1 protein-coding gene is annotated in these 834 nt (G+C 67.9%); it reads left to right on the top strand.

Annotated elements, in window-relative coordinates:
• Positions 1 to 21: 21 nt before the first annotated feature.
• The coding region (locus D8676_RS26560; protein WP_245427205.1) for a DUF2950 family protein at positions 22 to 834 on the top strand (813 nt) is incomplete at its 3' end.

The following is an 834-nucleotide window of genomic DNA, read 5'->3' as shown; positions in this document are numbered from 1 at the left end:
GCGGCGGCGCTCTCTCTCGGTCTGGCGGCGGCACTTCCGGCACTCGCCTTTGCGCAGGATGCTGCGATAGCCGAGCTGCCGGCGCCCGAGATCGAGTCGCTTGCCGCGGCAAGCGAGCCGCCGGCCTTCCAGTCGCCGGAAGCGGCGCTGGACGCCTTCAAGAAGGCGCTGGCGGCGGATGGCAGCGATGCGGTGGCGACCGTGCTCGGCCTTGATGCGGCAAAGCTCAAGGCCGACGAGAACACCGACGACGCGCTCGCCGCAATCAGGGAAGGCGCCGCCAGGCAGCTTTCCTTGAGCGGCGAGGGCGACCGCCGCACGGTGGTGATCGGCGAGAAGCTGTGGCCGCTGCCCTTCCCGATCGTCAAGAGCGATGACGGCTGGGCCTTCGACACCTTCGCCGGGCTCGAGGAGATCGTGAACCGCCGCGTTGGCGAGAACGAGCTGGCGACGATCGCCACCATGCAGGACTATGTCGACGCGCAGGAGGACTATGCGTCGGAGGATCGCGACGGCGACGGCGTCGAGGAGTTCGCGCAGAAGCTGGTCAGCTCCGAGGGCATGACCGACGGGCTCTACTGGCCGACCGACGAGGTGAACGGCGAAAGCCCGGCCGGCGACCTCGACCAGTCGGAGCTCGACGACGCTGCGAAAGGCGAGGGCTATTTCGGCTACAAGTACAAGATCCTGACCGGCCAGGGCGACGAGATCGCCGGCGGCGCCTACGACTACATCATCAACGGCAACATGATCGCCGGCTTCGGGCTGCTTGCCTGGCCGGCCAAATACGGCGAGACCGGCGTCAAGACCTTCGCCGTCAACCAGCACGGCGTC

This window comes from Mesorhizobium sp. YM1C-6-2, assembly GCF_003666685.1.
Classification (GTDB): domain Bacteria; phylum Pseudomonadota; class Alphaproteobacteria; order Rhizobiales; family Rhizobiaceae; genus Mesorhizobium_K.
Note: the sequence above shows the minus strand (reverse complement) of the source record. Positions and strands in the feature narration are given on the sequence as shown.